This window comes from Streptomyces sp. NPDC048664, from assembly GCF_040650555.1.
GTDB lineage: Bacteria > Actinomycetota > Actinomycetes > Streptomycetales > Streptomycetaceae > Streptomyces.
Map to the genome: position 1 here is coordinate 63506 of NZ_JBEZHK010000039.1, position 7746 is coordinate 71251.

The 7746-nt window shown below is 72.5% G+C and carries 9 protein-coding genes and 1 riboswitch; of the genes, 3 read left to right on the top strand and 6 right to left on the bottom strand.

The features are described 5' to 3' along the window. Positions 1 to 40: 40 nt before the first annotated feature. The 5 genes from AB0C59_RS31070 to AB0C59_RS31090 are packed head-to-tail and all read right to left on the bottom strand — an operon-like array spanning position 41 to position 3469. Positions 41 to 313, bottom strand: a complete 273-nt coding sequence (locus tag AB0C59_RS31070; protein ID WP_363010505.1) for a phosphoribosyl-ATP diphosphatase — start codon at positions 311 to 313, stop codon at positions 41 to 43. Positions 314 to 347: 34 nt separating this feature from the next. Next, the gene (ribH, locus tag AB0C59_RS31075; RefSeq protein ID WP_363010507.1) at positions 348 to 833 is read right to left on the bottom strand and encodes a 6,7-dimethyl-8-ribityllumazine synthase; all 486 of its coding nucleotides are present in this window, start codon (positions 831 to 833) and stop codon (positions 348 to 350) included. Between the two features lie 55 nt (positions 834 to 888). After that, on the bottom strand, positions 889 to 2187 hold the full coding sequence (locus tag AB0C59_RS31080; protein WP_363010525.1) for a bifunctional 3,4-dihydroxy-2-butanone-4-phosphate synthase/GTP cyclohydrolase II: 1299 nt from the start codon (positions 2185 to 2187) through the stop codon (positions 889 to 891). Between the two features lie 38 nt (positions 2188 to 2225). Continuing rightward, positions 2226 to 2870, bottom strand: coding sequence for a nicotinamide mononucleotide transporter family protein (locus tag AB0C59_RS31085; protein WP_363010509.1), 645 nt, complete (start codon positions 2868 to 2870; stop codon positions 2226 to 2228). Beyond that, entirely contained in the window at positions 2867 to 3469 is a 603-nt protein-coding gene (locus AB0C59_RS31090; RefSeq protein ID WP_363010511.1) for a riboflavin synthase, read from the bottom strand. The genes AB0C59_RS31085 and AB0C59_RS31090 overlap by 4 nt, the downstream gene beginning before the upstream one ends. A gap of 150 nt (positions 3470 to 3619) precedes the next feature. Then, a riboswitch (FMN riboswitch) is annotated at positions 3620 to 3750 on the bottom strand. A gap of 377 nt (positions 3751 to 4127) precedes the next feature. Between AB0C59_RS31090 and AB0C59_RS31095 the strand changes: the two genes are divergently transcribed. Continuing rightward, a complete protein-coding gene (locus AB0C59_RS31095; RefSeq protein ID WP_363010513.1) occupies positions 4128 to 5324 on the top strand; it encodes an MFS transporter in 1197 nt (398 codons plus the stop codon). Here the strand turns inward: AB0C59_RS31095 and AB0C59_RS31100 are convergent. After that, the gene (locus AB0C59_RS31100; protein WP_363010515.1) at positions 5284 to 5751 is read right to left on the bottom strand and encodes a thioesterase family protein; all 468 of its coding nucleotides are present in this window, start codon (positions 5749 to 5751) and stop codon (positions 5284 to 5286) included. The genes AB0C59_RS31095 and AB0C59_RS31100 overlap by 41 nt on opposite strands. A gap of 190 nt (positions 5752 to 5941) precedes the next feature. Between AB0C59_RS31100 and AB0C59_RS31105 the strand changes: the two genes are divergently transcribed. Further along, positions 5942 to 6637, top strand: a complete 696-nt coding sequence (locus AB0C59_RS31105) for a DUF5995 family protein (protein WP_363010517.1) — start codon at positions 5942 to 5944, stop codon at positions 6635 to 6637. Positions 6638 to 6742: 105 nt separating this feature from the next. Beyond that, entirely contained in the window at positions 6743 to 7672 is a 930-nt protein-coding gene (locus AB0C59_RS31110; protein ID WP_363010519.1) for an LLM class F420-dependent oxidoreductase, read from the top strand. The last annotated feature ends 74 nt before the right edge of the window (positions 7673 to 7746 follow it).

A 7746-nucleotide genomic window follows, 5' to 3' on the forward strand; every position in this document is an offset into this window, starting at 1 on the left:
TTCGTTCGTGCGTGGGTTGTACGAGCGTTCGCTTGACCGCTCAGAGGTGGGCGTAGACCTCGTCCAGGGAGATCCCCCGGGCCACCATCATCACCTGGACGTGGTAGAGCAGCTGGGAGATCTCCTCGGCGGCGGCCTCCTTGCCCTCGTGCTCGGCGGCCATCCAGACCTCGGCGGCCTCTTCCACGACCTTCTTGCCGATGGCGTGCACTCCCTTGCCGACCAGTTCCGCGGTCCGGGAGGTGGCGGGGTCGCCGTGGGCTGCCTTGTGCTGGAGCTCGGTGAAGAGCTCCTCGAACGTCTTCTTGGACATGGTGGTCCTTACCCTACGCGCTTCGGCCGGTACCTCAGTGCCAGGGTTCGGATACCGAGCGGAGCGTGGCGGCGGTCGCCACCGCGGCGGTCACCGCCTCGTGCCCCTTGTCCTCGGTGGAGCCCTCCAGGCCGGCGCGGTCCAGGGCCTGCTCCTCGGTGTCACAGGTGAGCACGCCGAAGCCGACGGGGACGCCGGTCTCGATCGAGACCTGGGTCAGGCCCTGGGTGACGCCCTGGCAGACGTACTCGAAGTGCGGGGTCCCGCCCCGGATGACGACGCCGAGGGCGACGATCGCGTGGTAGCCGCGGCCCGCGAGGACCTTGGCGGCGACCGGGAGTTCGAAGCTGCCGGGGACCCTCAGCAGGGTCGGCTCGTCGATCCCCAGTTCCCGCAGGGCCCGCAGGGACCCTTCCACCAGACCGTCCATCACCTTGTCGTGCCACTGCGCCGCGATGACGGCGACCCGCAGGTCGCTGACATTGCGTACGGCCAGCTCCGGTGCACCCTTGCCGCTCACGGTTCTCCTCAGGTCTCGCTCGTTGCTCGTTGTTCGTCGCCGCAGCCCGGCACGGCTACTGGTTGCCGCAGGCCGACGCGGTAGCCGTGTCCAGCCAGGGCAGTTCGTGTCCCATCCGGTCCCGCTTGGTGCGCAGATAGCGGATGTTGTGTTCGCCGGCCTGCACCGGCATCGGCTCCCGCGCGGTCACCTTCAGGCCGTGCCGCAGCAGGGCCTCGGACTTGTCGGGGTTGTTGGTCAGCAGGCGGACGCTGCGCACGCCGAGGTCCTTGAGGATCCGGGCTCCGGCGCCGTAGTCGCGGGCGTCCGCGGGCAGCCCGAGCTCCAGGTTGGCGTCCAGCGTGTCCCGGCCGCGCTCCTGGAGTTCGTACGCGCGCAGCTTGGACATCAGTCCGATGCCGCGTCCCTCGTGGCCGCGCAGATAGACCACCACTCCCCTGCCCTCGGCGCGGATGTGTTCGAGGGCGGCCTCCAGCTGGGGGCCGCAGTCGCAGCGCAGGGAGTGGAAGACGTCGCCGGTCAGGCACTCGGAGTGGACGCGGACCACGACGTCCTCGCCGTCGCCGATCTCGCCGTGGACCAGGGCCACGTGCTCCACGCCGTCGTCGGTGGCGCGGTAGCCGTACGCGGTGAACTCGCCGAAGGCGGTGGGGAGCCGCACCTGGGCCTCGCGGCGCACGGCGGGCTCGCTGTCGCGCCGGTAGGCGATCAGGTCCTTGATCGAGATGATCGTCAGACCGTGCTTGCGGGCGAACGGGACCAGTTCCGGCAGGCGCAGCATGTGGCCGTCCTCACCGGCGATCTCCACGATGGCACCGGCCGGGCGCAGCCCCGCGAGACGGGCGAGGTCGACGGCCGCCTCGGTGTGGCCGTCGCGGACGAGTACGCCGCCGGGCCGGGCACGCAGCGGGAAGATGTGGCCGGGGCGGACGAAGTCGCCGGGTCCGGCCTCGCCCAGGGCCAGCAGGCGCAGGGTGGCGGCGCGGTCGGCGGCCGAGATCCCGGTGGTCACGCCGTGGGCGGCGCTCGCGTCCACGGACACGGTGAACGCGGTGCGCATGGACTCGGTGTTGTGGTCCACCATCTGGGGCAGTTCGAGCCGGTCGAGCTCGTCGCCCTCCATGGGGGCGCAGATCAGCCCGCGGCACTCGCTCATCATGAAGGCGATGATCTCGGGGGTCGCCTTCTCCGCGGCGATGACGAGGTCGCCCTCGTTCTCCCGGTCCTCGTCGTCCACGACCACGACGGGCCGGCCGGCGGCGATGTCGGCGACGGCCTGCTCGACCGGGTCGAGGGTGAGGTCCTCTTCGGCGTCCACGCCGAAGAGGACGGATGTCACGGGCGCGGCGCGCAGCGCCTCGCCGGCGGTGGCGGTGGGCGTCGGGGTGGCGCTCATGCCGGTGCTCCTTCCAGGACGGGCTGCTCTGCCTTGCGGGAGCGCAGCCACCAGTCGCGCGCGCCCCACAGGACGAGCGCGCCGTAGACGACGTAGACGAAACCGGAGAACGCGAAGCCGTTCGCGAAGTTGAGCGGGACCCCGACGGCGTCGACGAGCAGCCAGGCGAACCAGAACTCGACCATGCCGCGCGCCTGGGCGTACATGGCGACGATGGTTCCGACGAAGATGTAGGCGTCCGGCCACGGGTCCCACGACAGCGTCGGGAAGGCGGTGAACAGCTCCGCCACCGCGACCGTGCCGACGGCCGCGGCGCCCGCCAGGAGCGCGCGCTCGCGCCAGGTGGCGAACCGTACGGCGATGTGGCCGTCGCCGGTGCCTCCCTTGCCGCGGTTCCACTGCCACCAGCCGTAGCCGGCGACGACCATGACGACGATCTGCTTGCCGGCGCTGCCGGAGAGATGGGCCGTGGCGAAGGCGGCGAAGAGGACGACGCCGGAGAGGAACTGCACGGGCCAGCTCCATATGGAGCGCCGCCAGCCGAAGGCCAGGGCGGCCAGACCGATCACGTTCCCGATCATGTCCGACCACTTGATGTGCTGGCCGAGGACGGTGAAGGCCTCGGAGTTGAGCCAGTTCACCGGCCGGCCTCCTGACCGGCGAGGAGGCGCTCCACGTACTTGGCGATGACGTCGACCTCGAGGTTGACCGGGTCGCCGGGCTGCTTGATGCCGAGCGTGGTCAGGGCGAGCGTGGTGGGGATGAGGCTGACGCTGAAGCGGTCCTGGCCGGCTTCGACCACGGTGAGGCTGATGCCGTCGACCGTGATGGAGCCCTTCTCGACCACGTAGCGGCTCAGGTCCGCCGGGAGCGAGAGGGTGACGAGCTCCCAGTTCTCCGAGGGCCGCCGTTCGAGGACCGTGCCCGTGCCGTCGACGTGGCCCTGCACGATGTGGCCGCCCAGGCGGGCGCCGACGGCGGTGGGGCGTTCGAGGTTGACGCGGGAGCCCACGTCGAGGACTCCGAGGCTGGAGCGCTTGAGGGTCTCGGCCATGACGTCGGCGGTGAACTCGTCGCCCTCGTGCTCCACGACGGTCAGGCAGACGCCGTTCACGGCGATGGAGTCTCCGTGCTGGGCGCCCTCGGTGACGACGGGTCCACGGAGGCGGAAGCGGGAGGAGTCGCCGAGTTTCTCGACGGCGGTGACCTCACCCAGCTCTTCGACGATTCCGGTGAACACTTCCCGGGTCCTCCTGCCTCGATCGGGCACGGACTCCGGGGGCTGCCGATGACGACGGCAGCAGGCACGGACGAGGACACCAGGGCGACGCCGGACAGAACTCGCCCACAGGAACGAGTCGATACGGCGGCGCGCACGTATGCCCGCCCGCCGCGCACTGCCTCCCATCCGGACTTTAACCGTCGGTCCAGGAATTCCACCTGGTCAACCGGCCGCTGGAAGCGGACGGGTCGCGGACTATAACCGCCGGTTCGGACTTTCACCGACCCCGGAGTGCGCTGCTTCTGTTACAGGCCAGTGTGCCACGGTCGATCGTCGGCCAAGCGGGTGTATCGATGTGTGGTGGCTCACAGGGGTGCGGGCTGGACATCCGCGGTGGATTCTGTGCGGGCAACTCCCTTGCGGGTGCCGGTCTTTGGGGGCCGAGCCCATTGGTCCAGACCCATTGACTCGACTGGTCTAGTCCTCTTAGTGTCGCGGGCGGACCGGCGGCGGTGACGAAGGCCCTTGCCCCGCCGCCGGGCCCCTGGCCGGGGGGCGCGCACGTGGGGCTTTTGCGCAGTTCCCCGCGCCCCCCTGGTGCGCGCGGAGCGCGCAGGGGGCGACGCGGGCCGTCGTGTGGGTGTTCTCGGTGGGGGCCGGGTGGGAGCCTGGGGGGATGTGCGCTTCCGTGGGGCCGGCACCGCGCGCGCGGCACGCCGTCGGCGCCGTGTTCGCGGTGCACGGAGCCGTCACCGGCTCCTTCGCGACACGCGTCCCCTGGATCCAGGAGCACGCCGGCCTCGGCCCGGGAGCCCTGGGTCTCGCGCTCGCGTTCACGGCCCTCGGGGCCTCCTGCTCCATGCCGCTGGCCGGCCGCGTCAGCCACCGCTTCGGCAGCCGCACGGCGCTGCGCGGGCTGATCACGCCGTGGACGCTCTCCCTCGTCCTGCCCTCCCTCGCACCCGACCTCGCCGCGCTGTGCCTCGCGCTGTTCGCCTACGGCGCGAGCGCGGGCATGGCGGATGTGGCGATGAACGCGCTCGGCGTCGAGATCGAGCGACTGCTGGGCCGGTCGATCATGTCCGGCCTGCACGGCATGTGGAGCGCGGGCGCGCTCACCGGCGCCGCGGCGGGCACCCTCGCGGCGCATCTGGGGGCCGACGCCCGCCTGCATCACGCGCTCACGGCGGCGGTCCTCACGCTCCTCGGCGTGCTCGCCTGCCACTGGGTACCGGACCTGCGGCCCGCCGAGGACGCGGCACCGCCGCCGCGGTTCGCGCTGCCGCCCAGGTCGGCGCTGCTGATCGGCGCGGTCGGCTTCTGCGCGGTCTTCGCGGAGGGGGCGAGCCTGGACTGGTCGGCGGTCTACCTGCGGGACCGGCTCGGCGCCTCGGCGGGTCTCGCGGCCGCGTCCACGACCGGGTTCATGCTCACCATGGCGCTCGCCCGCCTCGCGGGGGACGCGGTGGTCGACCGCTTCGGCGCGGTCCGCACCGTGCGCCTCGGGGGCGTCCTCGCCACCCTCGGCGGTCTGCTCGTGGTCGTGGCGGACCGCCCCGCGCAGGCGATGGGCGGCTTCGCGCTGACCGGTCTCGGTATCGCCGTCGTCGTACCGCTGTGCTTCGCGGCGGCGGGACACGGCGCCGGCGATCCCAGTGGGGCCATCGCTGGTGTCGCGACCCTCACCTACACCTCGGGGCTGATCGCCCCGAGCGTGCTCGGCGGGCTCGCCCAGGCGACCGGTCTGGTGGCGTCCTTCGGTCTGGTGACGGTGCTGGCGTGCGGGCTGACGGGGCTCGCCGGTGTGCTGCGCGTGGGCGACCGGGCGCGGGTCAGTCGGCCGGGCGCAGCAGTTCCCGGCCCACGGTCCTGAGCCGCTCGCTCCACGACGTGGGGCGCAGGGTCGTCGGATCCAGTCGGACCAGGACCCGGGCGCCCTGCGCGTAGGTCAGGGCGCCGTCGGCCGAGCAGAACCGGAACCCGTAGGTGAGGCCGGTGTTGCCGAGCCGTTCGAGCCACAGGTGGACGGCGTACACGCCCGGCTTGGTCACCGGGGCGTCGTAGGTGATCCGCAGCTCCTTCACGGCGTTGCAGAAGTCCCCCGCCGTCTGCCAGTCGCCGTCGAAGACGAAGCCCTCCTCGTGCCACAGGGTGCTCCAGGCACGCTCGACCATCACGGGATAGCGGGCGTTGTGCAGCAGGCCGAGCGCGTCCAGGTCGTCGAAGTGGACGGTGACGGGGATCAGCCGCCCGTAGGGGACGGAGGGCACGGCGGGCACGGCGGGGGCTTCGATGGTCACGGTCGGGGCTCCTCGTGATGACCAGGTGAGGCGCTCGCGACACTGCGGCGCTGGACCCCTCCATAATAAGCGGTCGCTCAGAACTGTCCGGGCCCCTGCCCCCCGTCCGGGCGAACCGCGCGTTCCCCCGTTCCGGGGAAGTCCGCGGCCGCCGGCGCCCCGCCCGTGCCGGGGCTGGGACTCTGCCGCCATGGTGTGGTTGCAGCGGTGCACGGCGGAGGTGGACACGGTCCTCGCGCGGATGCGCGCGCTCGGCGCGTGCTGGCCGGAGCACGACGGGGTGGCGGTCTTCAACCGCGTCTATCTCGCGGTCACCGAGGAGATCGGCCGCCACCTGGGCGACGGCCGCTTCGTCGACGGACGGGCCGCGACGACGCTGGACGTCCGGTTCGCCGAGCGGTACCTGGCCGTCGCCGAGGAGGCGCTCGGCCCGACGGGAGGGGGATCCGTGCCGGCCTGCTGGCGCCCGCTCGTCCAGCTCCGCCGCCATCCGGGCATCAGGCCGCTCCAGTTCGCGCTGGCGGGCATCCACGCGCACATCGGGCACGACCTCGCCCTCGCGGTCGTGGACACCTGCCATGCGCTGGGCTGCGGACCGGCCGACCTGGAGGACGAGTTCGAGCAGGTCGGAGTCGTCCTCGTCGCCCTGGAGGAGCGGATCCGGGAAGAGGTGATGCCCGGCCCCGATCTGCTCCAGGTGGCGGACCCGCTCACCCATCTGATCGGCGCCTGGAGCCTGGAGCGGGCTCGCGAGGCGGCCTGGGCGGCGGCGCGGGCCCTGTGGGCGCTGCGTGGACTTCCCGAACTGGCCGAGGAGTTCACCGATCGGCTGGACGCGGCGGTCGGGTTCGCCAACCGCCTCCTGCTCACCCCGCTGCCGCTGTGAGCCGATCCGGTTCCCGTCCGGCCGTCGCCGCCTGTCGCGGCGGCAACTCCCCCGTGGCCGCTGTAGGTTCGCACGAGGTGCACATCCGGCGAAGGGGCGACAGCCATGGCGATCCGGCTCGGACTCGGTCTTCCGCAGAACAGGCAGTACGACATCGGACGCGACGTGCCCGATGTCGCCCGCGCGGCCGAGGAGTTGGGGTACGAGAGTCTGTGGGTGTACGAGCGGGCGCTGTTCCCGCTCCACACCTCCCAGGGCCTGTACGGCGTCGAGGGACTGGCCTGGCCCGACAGCTACCGCGGGGTCGCCGAACCCCTGGTCACGCTGACGCTCGCCGCCGCGGCCACCTCCCGCGCCCGGGTGGGCACGAGCGTGCTGGTGGCGCCCCTGCATCTGCCCTTCCAGCTCGCGAAGGCGCTCGCCACCCTGGACGCCGCGACCGGCGGCCGGGTGGTGGCGGGCTTCGGCACGGGCTGGTCCCTGGACGAGTACGCGGCCTCGGCGCCCCGCCCCTTCGAGGAGCGCGGCAGGGCGCTGGACGAGATGGTCGACGTCTGCCGTGCGGTGTGGGGCGCGGACCCCGTCTCGTACGAGGGCGCGACCACCCGGATCTCCTCGGCGGTCGTCGGCCCCAAGCCCGCCCGGCCGATCCCGATCCTGCTGGCCGCGAACAGCAGGGCCGCCCGGCGGCGGCTCGTGGACAAGGCCGACGGCTGGCTGCCGGTGGTCGCGGGCCCCGATCAACTGGCTAAGCAGTGGGGTGAGTTGCGGGAACTGGCGGACGAACGGGGGCGCACCCGGCCGCTGCAGGCCGTCCTGCGCGCCAACGCCGACTACTCGCCCAAGGCGCACGACGGCAAGGACCGCAGGACCTTCCAGGGCAGCGTCGACCAGATCGTGGCGGACCTCGTGGCCCACGCCGAGGTCGGCGTTCCCGAGATCCTGGTGGATCTGCAGTCCTCGGTCCGGGACGCGGAGGAGCTCAAGGACGTGGCCGCGCAGCTGTACCTGGCCGCGCGGGCGGCGGGTGTCTGAGTCCGGACGCGAACGGGGCGGGCACCGCAGGGCCCCTGGGCGCCACCGGCGCTGCGACGGGGGAGCGCCGGCCG